A 17,624-nucleotide genomic window follows, 5' to 3' on the forward strand; every position below is an offset into this window, starting at 1 on the left:
TCGTTCCCCTCCTTCTCCCTCCCCCCCCCCCCCCCCCCCCCCCCCCCCCCCCCCCCCCCCCCCCCCCCCCCCCCCCCCCTTCACTAGGTGATGTCCTGCCTCACGGCTTGAGCACGAGGGTGTCGCTGGTGCTCTTGCCGACCGCCGCCGAGGAGAAGGACCAGTCGAGCAGTTCGCCGTTGACCCACTTGCCCGTCTGGTCGGTGTAGTGGGCGCTGAAGGCGTGCCCCGAGGCGCCGGTGAGGTTGATCCACTTCGACTTGTCGAGATCGTGCAGGTTCACGACCATGCGCATCGAGGGCACCCAGACGACGCCGTAGCCGCCCGCCGCGTTCCAGCCGGTCGCGTTGACCGCCGCCTCGCCGCCGCTGAGCTTCCAGGGGCCGCGGTTGAGGATGTACTGGATGAAGCCCGGCCCGCTGGTGCCCAGGGTCTGGTTCTTCAGGAACAGGCGGTGCAGCCGGCCCCAGCTCCAGGTGTCGATGTCCTTGCCGAGCTTGGCGGTCAGCTCCCAGCGGGCGTCGATCAGGGCGCGCTTGAAGAGCTGGTCGCGGTTGGTCGCACCGGGGCGCGTGCCCGACTTGGGCGTCGTCCACCACTCGCTGTCCGGCTTGGCCATGAGGTTGCGCACGACCTCGAACCAGCGGTCGCCGCCGTCCGGCTGCGCCTGGTCGGCGTCGCGCCGGCCGCACTCGCGGACCTTCTTGGTGTCGTCCAGCGGGCCGGTGGTGTTGACGGGGTCGACCCACAGGCACTGGCCCTCGACGCGCAGTTCCTTGGGCAGCTTGTTGCCGAAGGCGAGCTTGAGGATGTTGCGCCACACCGCGTTGAAGTAGGCGGCGGCCGCCGAGTCGGCGTCCTGGGTGTAGTCCCAGTGCAGGAGCAGCTTCTGCGCGGCGCGGATGTCCGGGTCGTCGAGGTCGATGTCCAGCAGTTTGGGCACGAGCAGCTTGGCGATCTCGCTGTCGTTGTCGAGCTGCATCTGGCGCATGTCGTCCGTGGAGATCTTGCCGCCGCCCTTGATCTTGCCCTTGATCAGGTCGGTGATGCGCTGGCTGCGGGTGCCGTAGCCCCAGTCCGTGGTGAGGGTGTAGGGGTACTTGTCCTTGTCGACGACGGCCTGGTTGGCGGTCACGATGTAGCCGCGGTCCGGGTTGTACTCGTAGGGCAGCTCGTCGGGCTCGATGTAGCCGGTCCACTTGTACTTGGAGAGCCAGCCCGGGGCCGGGATCGAACCGTCGTCGCCCTTCGCGCGCGTGGGGATCTTTCCGGGGAGCGTGTAGCCGATGTTGTTCTTGGTGTCGGCGTAGACCAGGTTCTGCGAGGGGACGTCGAACTTCTTGGCCGCCTCGCGGAAGTCCTGCCAGTTCGCCGCCTTGTCCATGGCGAAGACGGCGTCCATGGAGGTGCCGGGGTCGAGGGCGGTCCAGCGCAGGGCGACGCCGTAGCCGTCACCGCGGTCGGGTGCGGCGGTGTCGACCGTGGCCTTCTCGCCGACCGTGACGAGTTCGTCGGAGCGGTCGGACAGCAGCGGCATCCCGTCCGCGGTCTGCCGCACGACGATCTTCTTCGACGTACCGCCGGCGACCTCGATGGTCTCCTCGCGCGTGGTGAACGGCTTGATCTTGTTGTTGTACTGGTAGCCGTCGCCGACGATCTTCTCCAGGTAGAGGTCGGTGACGTCGACCCCGGAGTTGGTCATGCCCCAGGCGATGTTCTGGTTGTGTCCGATGATCACACCGGGCATACCGGCGAAGGTGTAACCCGTGACGTCGTACTGGCACTTGCTGGAGACGCTGCGGCAGTGCAGGCCCATCTGGTACCAGACGGACGGCAGCGAGGCCGACAGGTGCGGGTCGTTGGCCAGGAGCGGCTTGCCGGTGATGGTGTACTTCCCGGCGACGACCCACGAGTTGGAGCCGATCCCGTTGCCGTTCACGCCGACGGCGGTGGGCAGGTCGTCCAGGACGTCGTAGAGGCCCGTCAGCTGGCTCTGGAGGGCCGTGCCCTGCGACCCGGTGGAACGGCCCGTGCCGTTCGTCGAGGAGCCCGTGGAGCCGCCTCCGGAGCCGCTCCCGCCGCCCTTCTGCTCGAAGGTCCCGTTGAGCTCGTCGTACTGGCCCTCCTGGACGATCGTCCGGTTGCGGCTGTACGGGTACTGCGGGTACAGGTCGGCGATCTGCTGCGGGCCGAGGCGGCTGGTCATCAGGGCGCGATCGATCTCGTCCTGCATGTTGCCGCGCAGGTCCCAGGCCATCGCCTTCAGCCAGGACACGGAGTCGACCGGCGTCCACTGGGCCGGCTTGTAGTCGTTGGTGAAGCCCAGGGCGGCGTACTCCAGGGAGATCTCGTCGCCGTCCTTGCCGTCGAGGTAGGCGTTGACTCCCTTGGCGTACGCCTGGAGGTACTTCTTGGTGTCGGCCGACAGCTTGGTGTCGTACTCCTGCTTGGCGACCCGGTCCCAGCCGAGGGTGCGCAGGAACTCGTCGTTGTCGACCTGGCCCTTGCCGAACATCTCCGACAGCCGCCCGGACGTCATGTGCCGGCGCACGTCCATCTCGTAGAACCGGTCCTGCGCCTGGACGAAGCCCTGCGCCATGAACAGGTCCTCGTCGGTGGAGGCATAGATCTGCGGGATGCCGTAGCCGTCCCGCTTCACCTCGACGGGCCCGGACAGGCCCTGGAGCGTGATCGATCCCTTGGTCTGCGGGAAGGAGGCGCGAACGGTGCTGATGGACCAGTAGGCACCGAAGGCGATGCCGCCGACGAGGGCCAGCACCAGCACGAGCACGATAAGACGGGCTTTGCGCCCCTTCTTCCTGCCGGACTTGCCGGGCTTGTCACCCGTTGTGGCGGTGGTGTTGGGGGGCATCGCTGTCCTTGCTGTCCTAACGCGAGCGGCAGGCGGTCCTGGAGTGCTGGAGCAACCATAGGCGCAGGGCCCGACGCCACTTGACGCGGAGTAGGGAACCAGCACGCAAGGACGTTCGATCTCGCCTGGGCGAGCGTCAAGAAATCGTCAAGAGTTAGGTAAGGTAACGAAGTAAGTCGGCTTCGAGGCGCGCCGCTTCGTGTCCGATGTCCATGTGCACCCGCGCGCGCGTGGCGCGTGCGCCAGGGAAGGGAACCGCCGCTGACCGTCCACCACCTCAACCAGCTCCTGCTCGTCTGCTCGCTCGTCCTGCTCGTCGCCGTCGCAGCGGTCCGGATCTCCTCGCGCAGCGGGCTCCCCAGCCTGCTCGTCTACCTGGGCATCGGCGTCCTGATGGGCCAGGACGGCATCGGCAACATCCGCTTCGACGACGCCGAGCTCACCCAGGTCATCGGCTACGCCGCCCTGGTCGTGATCCTGGCCGAGGGCGGTCTCGGCACGAAGTGGAAAGAGATCAAGCCGGCCCTCCCGGCCGCCTCCGCGCTGGCGCTGGCGGGCGTCGCGGTGAGCGTCGGGGTCACGGCGGCGGGCGCGCACTATCTGGTCGGGCTGGAGTGGCGGCAGGCGCTCATCATCGGCGCGGTGGTGTCCTCGACGGACGCGGCGGCGGTCTTCTCGGTGCTGCGCAGGATCCCCCTGCCCGCGCGCGTGACGGGCACGCTGGAGGCGGAGTCCGGCTTCAACGACGCCCCGGTGGTCATCCTGGTGGTCGCGTTCTCCACGGCCGGCCCCGTGGAGCACTGGTACGAGCTGCTGGGCGAGATAGCCCTGGAGCTGGCCATCGGCGCGGCTGTGGGCCTCGCGGTCGGCTGGGCGGGCTCCTGGGCGCTGCGGCACGTCGCCCTGCCCGCCTCCGGCCTCTACCCGATCGCGGTCATGGCGATCGCGGTCACGGCGTACGCGGAGGGCTCGCTGGCGCACGGCAGCGGCTTCCTCGCCGTCTACCTCGCCTCGATGGTCATGGGCAACGCCAAGCTGCCGCACTGGCCCGCCACGCGCGGGTTCGCCGACGGGGTCGGCTGGATCGCCCAGATCGGCATGTTCGTCCTGCTCGGCCTCCTGGTCACCCCGCACGAGCTCGGCGACGACGTGTGGCCGGCGCTCGTCATCGGCCTGGTGCTGACCATGGTGGCCCGCCCACTGAGCGTCGTGCTGTGCCTGACGCCCTTCCGGGTGCCCTGGGCGGAGCAGACGCTGATGTCGTGGGCCGGGCTGCGCGGCGCCGTTCCGATCATCCTGGCGACGATCCCCATGGTGAACGGCGTCGACGGCAACCGCCGCATCTTCAACATCGTCTTCGTGCTGGTCGTCGCCTACACCCTCGTCCAGGGGCCGACGCTGCCCTGGCTCGCCCGCACGCTGCGGCTGGGCGACGGCACGGAGGCCACCGACCTCGGCATCGAGTCGGCGCCGCTGGAGCGCCTGCGCGGGCATCTGCTGTCCGTCGCCATCCCCGAGGGCTCGAAGATGCACGGCGTCGAGATCAACGAGCTGCGGTTGCCGGCCGGGGCCGCGGTGACCCTGGTCGTGCGGGATGAAAAATCGTTCGTTCCGCTGCCGACGACGGTGCTGCGCCACGGCGACGAGCTCCTCGTCGTCGCCACCGACCCCGTGCGGGACGCGGCCGAGCGGCGGCTGCGCGCCGTGGGCCATGGCGGCAAGCTGGCCGACTGGCTGGGAACGGGCGACGACAACGCGCGTTAAGTCCGTGTTTCGTACTGTTCACACGCCCGCCGATCAGAGGCGAACGCCCCTGGTGGTGCTCATTTTCACAGGCCCGGCACGCCTTGATCCCTGTACGATGAAGGCGCACTTTGATCGAACCAACTCTGCCTGACGCAGAGCTGGCGCGACCGTATGGCGGCCGGGACGCCTCTCGCAGCGAGCGCCGGTATCTACCGCAGTCCGCGCAAGAGGACAGCTCTCGGCGCCCCCGCACGGGCGCGCTACCAGGCGGCAGAAAGGCACGGGCCGTGGCATCCACGGTCACCACCGAGCCGTCGAAGGACTCGCCGGCCTCCTCCCGCCCGGGCTACGGGCAGCTGCTGCGCACGCGTGGCGCATGGACATTCCTGCTGCCGGGTTTCGCGGCGCGCCAGCCCTTCGCGATGCTCACCCTCTCCATCGTGCTGCTCGTGCAGCACACCACCGGCTCCTACGGCGCGGCGGGCGCCGCCGCGGCCGTCACCGGAGTCTCCATGGCGCTGTTCGCGCCCTACAGCGGGCGCCTGGCCGACCGCTACGGCCAGCGCGCCGTGCTGATCCCCGGCGTGCTCGTGCACACGCTGGCCGGCCTGGCCCTCACGGCGCTCGCGCTGGCGCACGCCCCCCTGTGGGCGCTGTTCGCGGCCGCCGTGCCCACGGGCGCCTCCGTTCCGCAGATCGGTCCCATGGTGCGCGCCCGCTGGGGCGTGAAGCTGAAGGACTCGCCCCTGATGACGACCGCGGCGGCCTTCGAGTCCGTCACGGACGAGCTGACCTTCGTCGTCGGCCCCCTGCTGGCGACCGCGCTGTGCACCGCCGTCCACCCGGCCGCCGGACTGATGACCGAGGCCTCGCTCACCCTGCTCGGCGGTCTGCTGTTCGCCGCGCGGAAGAGCACCCAGCCCGCCGTCTCCGCGCCCGGCCACACGCGCGTGGAGCACGCCTCAGCCCTGCGCGTTCCCGGCGTGCGCGTGCTGATCGTGACCTTCCTCGGCATCGGCTCCGTCTTCGGCGGCATGCAGGTGTCGCTCGCGGCGTTCACCGAGTCCATCGGCGAGCCCGGCCTGAACGGCGTCCTGTACGGCGTCTTCGCCGCGGGCAACATGCTCTCCGGCATCGTGTGCGGCGCGATCGCGTGGAAGGCCGCCCCGCGGCAGCGCCTCGTCGTCGGCTACGCGGCGCTGGCGCTGGCGGCCTCCGGCCTGTGGGCCGCGCACTCCGTGCTCGTACTGGCCGGCCTGGGCCTGCTCGTCGGCATGTGCATCGCGCCGTCGCTGATCACCGGCTACACGCTGGTCGAGAGCCTGGTCCCGGCCGGGGCGCGCACCGAGGCGTTCACCTGGCTGACCGGCGCCGTCGCGCTCGGCCAGGCGGCCGCCGTCACGGTCGCCGGACAGCTGGAGGACCGCTTCTGGGGAGGTGCCGGATTCCTGGTCCCGATGGGCGGCACACTGCTCGCCCTGGCGACCCTGCTGGCGCTGCGCTCACACCTGGTGACACGCCCGCGTGGCCGTACCGTCGCACGTGGCGTCGGTCACCGCGTGCCGGTGACGGTGGACTGATCCCCGGGAATGCGTCACTATGGATCGTCGTTAGCACTCATCGAGTGAGAGTGCCAGGAGGAAGACAGTGCCGACCTACCAGTACCAGTGCACCGAGTGCGGCGAGGGCCTCGAGGCGGTGCAGAAGTTCACCGACGACGCCCTGACCGAGTGCCCCAACTGCGGTGGCCGCCTGAAGAAGGTGTTCTCCGCGGTCGGCATCGTCTTCAAGGGCTCCGGCTTCTACCGCAACGACAGCCGCGGCTCCTCGTCGAGCAGCTCGCCGGCGTCGTCGAAGCCGTCGACGTCCTCCTCGACCACGTCGTCGACGTCGTCGTCCTCGTCGGACTCGAAGTCGTCGAGCTCCAGCACCTCCGCCGCGTAAGACCGGCTTCCGAGGCCCTGTCGTCCACAGGACGGCGGGGCCTTGGGCATGTCCGGACGAGGCGTTCGCCCCGTACGGGCCGAGGGGTCGGAGCATGGCGGCTAGGGTGCTTGTCATGGCGAACGCAGAGATCGGTGTTATCGGCGGATCCGGCTTCTACTCGTTCCTCGACGAGGTGACCGAGGTCCAGGTGGACACGCCGTACGGGGCGCCCAGCGACTCCCTCTTCCTCGGTGAGATCGCCGGCCGGCGGGTCGCCTTCCTGCCCCGGCACGGGCGCGGCCACCATCTGCCGCCCCATCGGATCAACTACCGGGCCAACCTCTGGGCCCTGCGCTCGCTCGGCGTGCGCCAGGTCCTCGGCCCGTGCGCGGTGGGCGGTCTGCGCCCGGAGTACGGGCCCGGCACGCTCCTCGTGCCCGACCAGCTGGTCGACCGCACGAAATCGCGGGCGGGCACGTACTTCGACGGGCTGCCGCTGCCCGACGGCGCTGTGCCGAACGTGGTGCACGTGTCCCTGGCCGACCCCTACTGCCCCGCCGGTCGCGCGGCGGCACTGAAGGCCGCGCACGGCCGGGACTGGGAACCGGTCGACGGCGGGACGCTGGTCGTGATCGAGGGGCCGCGGTTCTCGACCCGTGCCGAATCGTTGTGGCATCAGGCGCAGGGCTGGTCGGTGGTGGGCATGACGGGACATCCCGAGGCCGCGCTCGCCCGTGAACTCGAGCTCTGCTACACGTCGTTGACCCTGGTCACGGACCTGGACGCGGGAGCCGAGACCGGTGAGGGCGTCTCGCACGAAGAGGTGCTGCGCGTGTTCGCGGCGAACGTGGACCGGATGCGGGGCGTGCTGTTCGACGCGGTCGCCGCGCTGCCCGCTACCGAGGAGCGGGACTGCCTGTGCAGGAACGCGCTGGGCGGGATGGATCCGGGGTTCGCACTGCCGTAGCGGAGGAGTCGGCAGCCGGGGGTCTCGTACGGCGGCTTCCGGGGTGGAACGTCTCGTTCGGGTGAGGGAGTTTTCCACAACCCGTCGGTAGTGCACTGGCTCCGGCGAGCGTCGGCACGAAGGCTCATCGTGGGCCGTGCAAGCCGATTCCTCTTCGTAGGTGGTGACCCCGTGCCCGCAACTCCCCCTCCGTCCCTCGTCGTCCCGTCCTCCCCCACCGCACCGCATCCGCCCGGTGCGGACGCTCCCGCCCCGTGCGAGGTGCCGCACTTCGCTCCCGTACGGGTGCGCGGCGGGCGGTATCAGCTGAGCCGGCTCGTCCGGTCCCGCAGGCGGGCCCTTGCGCTCGGCCTGGCCGCCACCGCGGCAGCGCTGGTCGCCGCGGGGCCCGGCATCGGGGGCGACCGCTCCCGCGGGCACCCGGGCACGGGCGCGCACGCTCCCGCGGCATCACCGGCACGCGGGCGCCGGGCGGGCGAGACGGTGTCCGCGCCGGTGCGGATCGCCGACGCCGAGACGGTGCGGCTGCTGCGGCCCGGCGACCGGGTGGACGTCATCGCCGCCGAGCAGACGGCGACCGGCTCGGACGCCCGGGTGGTCGCGCGCGGCGCGCTCGTGACGAAGGTGCCGCAGCCCCTTGAGGGTGCCGAATCGCCGGCCGACAGCGGCGCGCTCGTGGTGCTGTCGGTGCCGCGGTCCACCGCGGCGCGCCTCGCCGGTGCGAGCGCGACGGCGCGACTGGCGGTGACATTGTGGTGACGCTGATCGTCCGTTTTCTGCGCGGATTGCTGTCAAGTCCCTCGATCGAGCTAGGCCATTGGACACACCGGCCTGACTCTGACGTAGGTTGCGGAGCTGTTTGTTCCACAACCTGTGAATACGAGGAGAGTCACCCCGGTGAGCGAAAAGAAGGGGCCCAGCGTCCTGGACGGCTTCAAGGCCTTCCTGATGCGCGGGAACGTCGTCGATCTGGCAGTCGCGGTGGTCATCGGCGCCGCCTTCACCAACATCGTGAACTCGGTGGTGAAGGGCGTCATCAACCCCGTGGTCGGGGCGATCGGGACCAAGAACCTCGACAGCTACAGCTCGTGTCTGAAGGGCCCGTGCGCGAAGGCCGCGGACGGCACGGTGACGAGTGGCGTGATGATCCTGTGGGGCTCGGTCCTCGGGGCGACGCTCACCTTCGTGATCACCGCGGCGGTCGTGTACTTCCTGATGGTGCTGCCGATGTCGAAGTACCTGGCGCGCCAGGACGCCCGCAGGAAGGCCCGGGAAGGCACCCACGAGGTCATCGAGGTGACCGAGCTGGAGGTGCTGAAGGAGATCCGCGACGCACTGGTCGCGCAGCGCGGCGCGGGGCACCGCGAGCCGTAGCCGCCCTTCTCGGGGCCCTGCGGCCGGTGGTTCGCGGGGTTCAGAGGTGGTGGGGCGGCTTCTCGTCGAGGAAGCGCTTCAGGTCGGCCGCCGCGTCGCCGGTGGCCGGCCGTTCGCCCCAGCCGCCGTCCGTGTCGTCGGACGACTGCTGGTCCAGCGGATCGTCGAAGATCAGCGCGGGCTTCGGTTCGTGCGACTCGGAGGCGGAGGGCGTGCTCATGCCTCCAGGGTACGGCCCCGAGGACGCCCCGGACCGGGGGCGTCCTCCCGGCTCGCGGCGGCCGCGCGGGCGCTCCGCGCGCGTGGCCGCCTCACACCGCGTGGAGGCCGTGGGCGGTGAAGACGCCGCGTGCCAGGGCGGTCTGTTCCGGGGTGGGGCAGGGCGTGTCGTGGAGGACGAACGGCCGGCCGAGGGCCTGCCACTTGGCCTCCCCGAGCTTGTGGAAGGGGAGGACGTCGACACGGCTGACGTTGCCGAGGGAGGCGGCGAAGGCGGCGACTCCCTCGATGTTGTCGGGGGCGTCGGTGAGACCCGGCACGAGCACGAAGCGGACGTGGACCTCCTTGCCCAGGTCGGCGAGACGGTGGGCGAAGTCGAGGGTGGGCCGCAGCGGGCGGCCGGTGACGCGGCGGTAGGTGGCGCGATCCCAGGACTTGATGTCGAGCAGGACGAGATCGGTGTCCCGCAGCAGGGCGTCGGTCGCCCGGCTGCCGAGGAAACCCGAAGTGTCCAGGGCGGTGTGCAGGCCGAGTTCGTGCTTGAAGCGGTGGAGCAGTTCGCCGGTGAAGACCGGCTGGAGCAGGGGTTCTCCGCCGCTGACGGTGGCGCCGCCGCCGGCCGTGGCGATGAACCGGGTGTATTTGCCGGCCTCGGCGATCACCTCGTCGGCGGTGGTGCGGCAGCCGTCGCGCATGCGCCAGGTGTCGGGGTTGTGGCAGTACAGGCAGGTCATCGGGCAGCCGGACAGGAACGTGACGAAGCGGGTGCCCGGACCGTCGACGCCGGTCGACAGGTCCCACGAGTGGACCGACCCCACGGCCGGACGGCGGGTCACCGCCGCGGCCGGGGTGGCCGGGACGCCCGCAGGGGCGGGTCCGGCGGTCCGCGCCGGCGAGGCCGGCGCGGACGGAAGAAGCGTGGTCATCGCCCTGCTCCCCTACAGCGCGCTGTGGAACGTGCGGTTGATGACGTCGAGCTGCTGCTCGCGGGTGAGACGGATGAAGTTGACCGCGTAGCCGGAGACCCGGATGGTCAGCTGGGGGTACTTCTCGGGGTGCTCCATCGCGTCCTCAAGGGTCGCCTTGTCCAGGACATTGACGTTCATGTGGAAGCCGTCGCAGGTCATGAAGCCGTCCAGGACGCCGGAGAGGTTGGCGACGCGCTCCTCGGGGGTGCGACCCAGGGCGTCGGGGGTGATGGTGTTGGTCAGCGAGATGCCGTCCTCCGCGTCGTCGTAGGGCAGCTTGGCCACGGACAGCGCCGAGGCGATGTACCCGTGCTCGTCGCGGCCGTTCATGGGGTTGGCGCCGGGCGCGAAGGGGGTGCCCGCACGGCGGCCGTCGGGCGTGTTGCCGGTCTTCTTGCCGTAGACGACGTTCGAGGTGATCGTCAGGACCGACTGGGTGTGCACCGCGTCGCGGTACGTCGGGTGCCGCCGGATCTTCTCCATGAAGTCGTGGACGATCCAGCGCGCGAGGTCGTCGGCCCGGTCGTCGTTGTTGCCGTACGCCGGGTAGTCGCCCTCGACGACGTAGTCGACGGCGAGGCCCGTCTCGTCGCGGACGACCTTCACGCGCGCGTGCTTGACGGCGGACAGGGAGTCGGCGGCGACCGACAGACCGGCGATGCCGCACGCCATGGTGCGCAGGATCTCTCGGTCGTGCAGGGCCATCTCCAGGCGCTCGTAGGCGTACTTGTCGTGCATGTAGTGGATGACGTCGAGCGCGTGCACGTAGGTCTTGGCGAGCCAGCCGAGCATGGCGTCGTAGCGCTCGCGGACGGTGTCGTAGTCGAGGTACTCGTCGGTGATCGGTTCGCAGCCCTCGACGACGGTCTCGCCGGTGTTCTCGTCGCGACCGCCGTTGATGGCGTACAGCAGGGCCTTGGCGACGTTGACGCGGGCGCCGAAGAACTGCATCTGCCGGCCCATGGCCATCGCCGAGACGCAGCAGGCGATGGCGGTGTCGTCCCCGTACTTGGGGCGCATCAGCTCGTCGGACTCGAACTGGAGGGCGCTGGTGTCGATGGCGACCTTCGCCGCGTACCGCTTGAAGCCCTCGGGCAGGCGGGGCGACCAGAAGACGGTGAGGTTGGGTTCGGGGGCGGGGCCGAGGTTGTGGAGGGTGTTCAGGGCGCGGAAGGTGGTGCGGGTGACCAGCGGGCGCCCGTCCTCGCCGATGCCCGCCATGGACCAGGTGACCCAGGTGGGGTCGCCGGAGTAGAGCTCGTTGTACTCGGGGGTGCGCAGGAAGCGCACGATGCGGAGCTTGATGACGAAGTCGTCGATGAGTTCCTGGGCCTCGGACTCGGTGAGCAGGCCGCGCTCGATGTCCCGCTGGAGGTAGATGTCGAGGAAGGCGTCGATGCGGCCGATCGACATGGCGGCGCCGTTCTGCTCCTTGATGGCCGCGAGGTAGGCGAAGTACAGCCACTGGACGGCCTCGCGGCCGGTGCGGGCGGGGCCGGAGACGTCGTGGCCGTAGGAGAGGGCCATGGCCTTGAGCTCTCCGAGGGCGCGGATCTGCTCGGCGATCTCCTCGCGTTCCTGGAGAGTCCGCTCACTCGGCCAGAGTGCTTCGACGACGCGCTTGTCCGCTCGCTTGGCGTCGATGAGCCGGTCGACGCCGTAGAGGGCGACGCGGCGGTAGTCGCCGATGATGCGACCCCGGCCGTAGGCGTCGGGCAGGCCGGTGATGATGCCGGAGGAGCGGCATGCGCGGATCTCTGGGGTGTACGCATCGAAGACACCATCGTTATGGGTTTTGCGCAGTTTGGTGTAGATCTCGCGGACGGCGGGGTCGGCCTCGTACCCGTAGGCGTTCAGGGCGCCTTCGACCATGCGCCAGCCGCCGTTGGGCATGATGGCGCGCTTGAGCGGGGCGTCGGTCTGCAGGCCGACGATGAGGTCGAGGTCGGGGTCGATGTAGCCGGGTGCGAAGGCGTCGATGCGCGAGGGGGTCTTGACGTCGACGTCGTAGATGCCGCGTTCGATCTCGGTGGGGAACATCGCGAGGAGCTTGTTCCAGACCGCGGTGGTGCGCTCGGTGGGGCCGGTGAGGAAGGAGCCGTCACCTTCGAAGGGGGTGTAGTTGCGCCGGACGAAGTCGCGGACGTCGATGGTGTCGCGCCACCGGCCACCGCGGAAGCCGGCCCACGCCTCTCCCGGTGTCGGCGTCTCGTCGGCCGGGTGCTCCGCATGATCGAGGGCCGTGGATTCCGCAGGGGTGGCAGTCATGTCCCGCACCTTCCTCATCGATTCGCCGGTACAGGTCCATTCCACGCCCGCGGGCGTGCGCCCGGGCGCCGCGTTGGTCCCCGATTGCGGCCCGAAGGTCCCGGCAATGGCCCGGGTCGTCCGGGTACAGGCGGTACGACCTGGGGCTTTCTTCGGGGGTTTGGACCTCCGTGCGCTTGTGAATGTCTTCACAAGATTTTCCGGCGGTTATCTGATGTGCTGGAGCGATGACGACCGGTTCCTCCACGCCGCCATCGCCCTCCCCCGCGCCCGGCCGCGCCCGGCCGCTGCGCAGGCTCACCGCGCGCGGCCGCGACGAGGCGCACCGGGTCTCCTCGCCGCTGGAGCTCTTCTTCGATCTGTGCTTCGTCGTGGCCGTCGCTCAGGCGGGGGTGGCCCTCGTGCACGCCATCGCGGAGGGACACGCGGGCGAGGGGATCCTCAACTACGCGATGGTGTTCTTCGCCATCTGGTGGGCCTGGATGAACTTCACCTGGTTCGCCTCGGCGTACGACAACGACGACGCCCTGTACCGGGTCGTCACCCTCGTCCAGATCGCCGGCGTCCTCGTCCTGGCCGCCGGGGTGTCGCGGGCCTTCGACGACCACGACTTCGTGGTCGTCTGGCTCGGCTACCTGATCATGCGGCTGGCCATGATCGCGCACTGGCTGCGCGCCGCGCGGGCGGCCGAGGGCGCGGAGAGGACGATGGCACTGCGGTACGCCTTCGGTGTGCTCCTGTGCCAGATCGGCTGGCTCGGGCTGGTGGTCCTGCCGGAGCCCGCACGCCCCTGGGTGTTCCTGGTGATGGCGCTCGCGGAGCTGTCCGTGCCGGTCTACGCGGAGAGGGTCTTCCAGACGTCCTGGCACCCGCACCACATCGCCGAGCGCTATGGGCTGTTCACGATCATCGTGCTCGGCGAGACGATCGCCGCGGCCACGGTCGCCGTGAAGTCGGCGGTCGACGAGCACGACGCGCTGGGCGAGCTGCTGCCGATCGCGATCGGCGGGCTGCTGATCGTGTTCGCCGCCTGGTGGATCTACTTCGTGGTGCCGATCCACGGGCATCTGCGCTCCAACCGGCAGTCGTTCCTGTGGGGCTACGGCCACTATCTGATCTTCGCCTCGGCCGCCGCGATCGGCGCCGGCCTGGAGGTGGCGGTCGAGCAGGCGGTCGGCAAGGCCCACATCTCCACGCTCGCCGCGTCCGCCGCGGTGACGCTGCCGACCGCCCTGTACCTGATCACCGTCTGGGCCCTGCACTCGCGGCATTTCAAGGTGGGCATCGCCCAGCAGCTGGTCCTGCCGGTCACCGCGCTGCTGGTGATCTGCTGCACCTTCCTGGGCGACTGGGCGGTCCTGGCGGCCGGCCTGGTGTGCGCGCTGTCCGTGGTGGCCGGGGTGACGCTGACGGCGCGCATGGTCGCCCGGGAGAGCGCGGTCCGGGCTTCGAGCGCCGTGCGCTGACCCCGTGGCACGCGGCGCGGGCTGAGTGAGACTGGCCGTCATGACAGTCGACGCTCTGACAGATGTGGCCGGCGTGCGGGTGGGGCACGCGACGCGTACCGGCGACGGGTGGCTCACCGGCACCACCGTGGTGCTCGCACCGGAGGGGGGCGCGGTCGCCGCCGTGGATGTGCGCGGCGGCGGGCCCGGCACGAAGGAGACCGACGCACTCGACCCGCGCAATGTGGTGGAACGGGTCGAGGCGATCGTGCTGACGGGCGGCAGCGCCTACGGACTCGACGCGGCCTCCGGCGTGATGGCGTGGCTGGAGGAGCGCGGGCGCGGCGTGCGCGTCGGCCCGGACCCCGCGCACGTCGTGCCCGTCGTGCCGGCGGCGTGCGTCTTCGACCTGGGGCGCGGGGGCGACTTCCGGGCGCGGCCGGACGCGGCGCTGGGGCGCGCCGCGGTGGAGGCTGCGGCGGCGCGCGAGCCCGGAGCGCCGGTGCGGGAGGGGAGCGTGGGCGCCGGCACGGGCGCCGTGGTCGGGCTGATGAAGGGCGGAGTCGGCACCGCGAGTACCGTGCTGGACTCAGGGATCACGGTGGCCGCGCTGGTGGTGGCCAACGCGGCGGGAGCGGTGGCGGATCCCGAAACGGGTGTGCTGTACGGGGAGTTGTTCCAGGGGCGCGTGCACTATCCGGACGAGCGCGTGCACGAGGCCGCGCGCCGGCGCCTGGCCGAGTGCGCCGCGAAGAACCCGCTCCCGCCGCTGAACACCACGCTCGCGGTGGTGGCCACCGATGCGGACCTGTCGAAGGCGCAGGCGCAGAAGCTGGCGGGCACGGCGCACGACGGGATCGCGCGGGCCGTGCGGCCGGTGCATCTGCTCCATGACGGGGACACGGTGTTCACGCTGGCCACAGGGGCGCGGGCGCTGGACGGCGCGCACCCGCTGGCCCTCAACGACGTCCTGGCCGCGGGCGCGGACGTGGTGACACGCGCGATCGTGCGCGCCGTGCGCGCCGCCGAGTCGGTGGAGGGGGCGGGCGGGACGTGGCCGTCGTACGGGGAGTTGTACGGGGGGAGGTAGTCGGCCGGCGTGCGGGGTAGGTGCGTGCGCCACGGCTGGGGGGTGCGTGACAGGGGCCGCGGGGAGCTTGATTGTCGCGGTTCTGTCACGTGATGGCGTTTCGCGGCGTGCGGTGGAACCCGGTTGGCGGTCGGCGCCCTCTCTCCTCACGTACTGGAACGGATCCCGCACATCACGCGAAGGTGGAGCAGACTGTGACAACGCCGGACATAGCAGCGCGGCGCGTACTGGGGGCCTGTGCCGTCCTGGTGGTCGGTGCCCTGACGCTCACCGGGTGCGGTGGCAGCGCCAAGGCCGACAACGACGCCAAGGGTGGCGGCGGGAGTTCCGCGAAGACGTCCGGGGCGAAGATCGCCATCTCGGCGAAGGACGGTTCGGTGGGGGCTTCGATCAACTCCACCGGGGTGAAGGTGACCGACGGCCGGCTGGTCGGGGTGCGGATGACGGTGGCGGGGACGGGGAAGGACGTTCCGGGCGCGGTGTCGGCGGACGGCGGGAGCTGGCAGCCGAAGGAGCAGTTGGAGCGCGGGACGAAGTACGAGGTAACGGCGACCGCCAAGGACGGCGACGGCAGGACGACCACCGCCCGTTCCGTCTTCACCACGGTCAGCACGGCCAACAGCTTCATCGGGACCTACACGCCGGACGGCGGGACGACGGTCGGTGTCGGGATGCCGGTGTCGTTCACCTTCGACAAGGCGATCGGCGACAAGAAGGCCGTGCAGTCGCACATCACGGTCACGTCCAGCAGCGGACAGCAGGTCGTGGGGCACTGGTTCGGGGCGCAGCGGCTCGACTTCCGGCCCGAGGATTACTGGAAGGCCGGTTCCAAGGTCACGATGAAGATCGACCTGGACGGCGTCGAGGGCGCGAACGGCGTCTACGGGGTGCAGAAGAAGACCGTCACCTTCACCATCGGGCGCTCGCAGGTCTCCACGGTCGACGTCAACACGCAGACCATGACCGTGAAGCGGGACGGGCAGACCGTCAGGACGATTCCGATCTCGTCGGGGGACCCGACGCACACCACGTACAACGGCCAGATGGTGATCACCGAGAAGTTCACGCAGACGCGCATGGACAGCCGGACGGTCAATCTGGGCGGGGAGTACAACATCCCGGACGTGCCGCACGCGATGCGGCTGACGCAGTCCGGCACGTTCATTCACGGCAACTACTGGTACAAGAGGGGCAATCCACCCTTCGGCCGTACGGGCACCAGCCACGGCTGTGTGGGTCTGGCGGACGAGCAGGGGGCGCGGAGCGACACCCCGGCCAAGTGGTTCTACGACACCTCGCTCATCGGGGACGTGGTGATCGTCAAGAACTCCCCCGACAAGAACGTCGCGCCGGACAACGGGTTGAACGGCTGGAATCTGCCGTGGAGCGAGTGGACCTCCGGCAGCGCCGCCTGAGCGGCAGCGGCAACCTCGGCCCCAACGGGCCGTTGACCGGGGAATTCTGACGGTACGTCGAGTCGCGCGGGAACATCTCGCGCGGCCCGCGCGTTTTCCCGGCATACGTTTTCTCGGTTCCCTGGACATGATGTCCGACCGAGGGGCTACGGTATGCACCCACAAGGTGACATGCAGCAACGCCGGGAGAAACCTTGAGCGTTCCGTACGAGACAGCAGCGTACGAACCAGCCGAGTCGCCGGAGTCTCCTGAGGAGCACCTCGCGCGACTCCTCGGCCGCGCCCTGAATTCCTTCGAACTGCCCGACGACACGATAAGGCGCCTCGACCACGCGCTGGCGCACGCCAGTTCGCTGCACTCCGCGCACCACAGCGCGGGGCTGCACCGGGAGACGTACCGGCACACCTGGCTGCTGGCCGACGGCTCGGCGCTCACCCTGTGGGAGCTCGTCCACAACACCGCGCCGGGCGGCGAGACGCAGGCCGAGGTGTATGTCGACGAGGAGGAGCTGCGCACCGCCACCAGCCGGCTGCCGTTGCCGCCGGACACGCCGGACTTCGAGCTGCCGGTGCTGGTGACGCTGGCGCCGATCCCCGCGCCCCGGCATGTGTACGTGCCGGACGACTCGGCGGACCACGCGCGCAGGTTGCTGCGCCGGGCGGAGAACCCCGATCGGCCGGGCTCGGACACGGCGGCGCTGCTGAGCACGGCGTTCGCGCATCAGATCACGCAGGCGTTCGGGCGGCCCTGCCGCGCGGGGCGCGTCGGGCTGGGCTTCGCGCTCTATGAGCACGCGTTCCTGCTCCACGACGGTCACGAGATCTCCCTGTGGGAGGTCGAGCACACGGCGACGCCCGACGGGCGGCACATGTGCGAGGTGTACCCGTCGGAGGCGGCGGCGCGGGAGGCGATGGAGCGGCGCGCGGCGCAGGTTTCCTGACGCGCTCCGGCGCGCGGGAGGGGCGTACGCGCCTCAGTGGCCGCCGTGGAGCCGGCGCACGAGGCCCGCGAAGGCGGCTCGTTCCGCGGGGGTGAGCTCCACGGCCTCGATGTGGGGGCCGAGGCGGCGTTGGCGCGGGAGGGCGGGCAGGGGGTGAGGGGTGGTGTGGCCCGAGCGGCGCGCGCCCTCTGTCTGCCGCCACAGTCCCGCGGTGGCGCGGCTGCGGCGCACGGTGCGGACCCGGCCGGTCAGCCACACGGCGGACGCCGCGGCGAGGATGGTCACGCCCGCCACATGGAGGGCGGAGAGATGCTCAGGCATGGGGTCAGTAGACACCACGGGGTGGGACTTTGAGCCCGGATCGTCAGGGAGCGTGACGTATATCGCAGATCG

At 70.5% G+C, this 17,624-nt stretch carries 15 protein-coding genes; 10 read left to right on the forward strand and 5 right to left on the reverse strand.

Going from position 1 to position 17,624, the window contains the following annotated elements; translation table 11 throughout:
• Positions 1–100 precede the first annotated feature (100 nt).
• Positions 101–2,872 carry a penicillin acylase family protein gene (locus ACZ5NW_RS30325; protein ID WP_468747153.1) on the reverse strand — a complete coding sequence of 924 codons (2,772 nt, stop codon included), beginning with the start codon at positions 2,870–2,872 and terminating at the stop codon, positions 101–103.
• Positions 2,873–3,109: 237 nt separating this feature from the next.
• On the opposite strand from ACZ5NW_RS30325, the gene ACZ5NW_RS30330 reads away from it, so the two are divergent.
• The 6 genes from ACZ5NW_RS30330 (at position 3,110) to mscL (ending at position 8,885) form a co-directional block, all read left to right on the forward strand.
• Complete coding sequence (locus ACZ5NW_RS30330; RefSeq protein WP_468747154.1) at positions 3,110–4,636, forward strand: potassium/proton antiporter; 1,527 nt, start codon at positions 3,110–3,112, stop codon at positions 4,634–4,636.
• Between the two features lie 269 nt (positions 4,637–4,905).
• Positions 4,906–6,198 carry an MFS transporter gene (locus ACZ5NW_RS30335; RefSeq protein ID WP_468747155.1) on the forward strand — a complete coding sequence of 431 codons (1,293 nt, stop codon included), beginning with the start codon at positions 4,906–4,908 and terminating at the stop codon, positions 6,196–6,198.
• Positions 6,199–6,265: 67 nt separating this feature from the next.
• Positions 6,266–6,562, forward strand: coding sequence for an FmdB family zinc ribbon protein (locus ACZ5NW_RS30340; RefSeq protein WP_468747156.1), 297 nt, complete (start codon positions 6,266–6,268; stop codon positions 6,560–6,562).
• Positions 6,563–6,677: 115 nt separating this feature from the next.
• Positions 6,678–7,511 (forward strand): S-methyl-5'-thioadenosine phosphorylase, encoded by an 834-nt coding sequence (locus tag ACZ5NW_RS30345; protein WP_468747157.1) that lies wholly within the window; start codon positions 6,678–6,680, stop codon positions 7,509–7,511.
• A 171-nt stretch (positions 7,512–7,682) separates the two neighbouring features.
• Positions 7,683–8,270 (forward strand): RcpC/CpaB family pilus assembly protein, encoded by a 588-nt coding sequence (locus ACZ5NW_RS30350; protein WP_468747158.1) that lies wholly within the window; start codon positions 7,683–7,685, stop codon positions 8,268–8,270.
• Between the two features lie 138 nt (positions 8,271–8,408).
• Positions 8,409–8,885: a large conductance mechanosensitive channel protein MscL gene (mscL, locus tag ACZ5NW_RS30355; RefSeq protein WP_468747159.1), complete on the forward strand. Its 477-nt coding sequence runs from the start codon at positions 8,409–8,411 to the stop codon at positions 8,883–8,885.
• Positions 8,886–8,925: 40 nt separating this feature from the next.
• On the opposite strand, the gene ACZ5NW_RS30360 is transcribed toward mscL, so the two are convergent.
• The 3 genes from ACZ5NW_RS30360 to pflB all read right to left on the reverse strand — a co-directional run bounded on the left by ACZ5NW_RS30360 (position 8,926) and on the right by pflB (position 12,340).
• Positions 8,926–9,105 carry a hypothetical protein gene (locus tag ACZ5NW_RS30360; protein ID WP_468747160.1) on the reverse strand — a complete coding sequence of 60 codons (180 nt, stop codon included), beginning with the start codon at positions 9,103–9,105 and terminating at the stop codon, positions 8,926–8,928.
• A 91-nt stretch (positions 9,106–9,196) separates the two neighbouring features.
• Positions 9,197–10,030 carry a pyruvate formate-lyase-activating protein gene (gene pflA / locus ACZ5NW_RS30365; RefSeq protein WP_468747161.1) on the reverse strand — a complete coding sequence of 278 codons (834 nt, stop codon included), beginning with the start codon at positions 10,028–10,030 and terminating at the stop codon, positions 9,197–9,199.
• Positions 10,031–10,042: 12 nt separating this feature from the next.
• Positions 10,043–12,340 (reverse strand): formate C-acetyltransferase, encoded by a 2,298-nt coding sequence (gene pflB / locus ACZ5NW_RS30370; RefSeq protein ID WP_468747162.1) that lies wholly within the window; start codon positions 12,338–12,340, stop codon positions 10,043–10,045.
• A 227-nt stretch (positions 12,341–12,567) separates the two neighbouring features.
• Here pflB and ACZ5NW_RS30375 point away from each other — a divergent pair, with 227 nt between their 5' ends.
• The 4 genes from ACZ5NW_RS30375 (at position 12,568) to ACZ5NW_RS30390 (ending at position 17,231) form a co-directional block, all read left to right on the forward strand.
• On the forward strand, positions 12,568–13,806 hold the full coding sequence (locus tag ACZ5NW_RS30375) for a low temperature requirement protein A (protein WP_468747163.1): 1,239 nt from the start codon (positions 12,568–12,570) through the stop codon (positions 13,804–13,806).
• 40 nt (positions 13,807–13,846) lie between these two features.
• Complete coding sequence (locus ACZ5NW_RS30380; protein WP_468747164.1) at positions 13,847–14,875, forward strand: P1 family peptidase; 1,029 nt, start codon at positions 13,847–13,849, stop codon at positions 14,873–14,875.
• 194 nt (positions 14,876–15,069) lie between these two features.
• Positions 15,070–16,290, forward strand: a complete 1,221-nt coding sequence (locus tag ACZ5NW_RS30385; protein WP_468747165.1) for a L,D-transpeptidase — start codon at positions 15,070–15,072, stop codon at positions 16,288–16,290.
• Positions 16,291–16,484: 194 nt separating this feature from the next.
• Entirely contained in the window at positions 16,485–17,231 is a 747-nt protein-coding gene (locus ACZ5NW_RS30390) for a DUF6227 family protein (protein WP_468747166.1), read from the forward strand.
• 33 nt (positions 17,232–17,264) lie between these two features.
• Here ACZ5NW_RS30390 and ACZ5NW_RS30395 read toward each other — a convergent pair whose 3' ends face one another.
• Positions 17,265–17,552 (reverse strand): hypothetical protein, encoded by a 288-nt coding sequence (locus tag ACZ5NW_RS30395; RefSeq protein WP_468747167.1) that lies wholly within the window; start codon positions 17,550–17,552, stop codon positions 17,265–17,267.
• Between the last annotated feature and the right edge of the window lie 72 nt (positions 17,553–17,624).

This window comes from Streptomyces sp. NPDC032126 (genome assembly GCF_055580085.1).